Here is a 272-nt window from a genome sequence, read left to right as displayed (position 1 = left end):
TTCCACCAGAACGACGGGCATGATGACGAACAACATGCACATAAGATGCACTCGTACAGTCCGTCAAGTTTAGCACGCTCTTCTGGTGACTGCAGACGCTCACGCGCCGGCGGCGTTTTATCATCGTTGATCAGGTACGGTTTAATCTTCTCGTACTGTTGATAGAACTGGCTCATATCAACAATTAAGTCACGAATAACCGGTAGCCCAGGCAACGGACGAATCACAATCTTGCTGCCTTTCAATGCAGAAGTTGGAGTAATACAAGCCAA

At 47.8% G+C, this 272-nt stretch carries 1 protein-coding gene; it reads right to left on the bottom strand.

What is annotated here, in order from left to right; translation table 11 throughout:
- Positions 1-272 (bottom strand): 2Fe-2S iron-sulfur cluster-binding protein (locus B3180_RS14480; RefSeq protein ID WP_286845209.1); only part of this gene is annotated, 272 nt, incomplete at both ends.

The organism is Idiomarina sp. UBA4206, from assembly GCF_002383015.1.
Lineage (GTDB): Bacteria > Pseudomonadota > Gammaproteobacteria > Enterobacterales > Alteromonadaceae > Idiomarina > Idiomarina abyssalis.
Note: the sequence above shows the minus strand (reverse complement) of the source record. Positions and strands in the feature narration are given on the sequence as shown.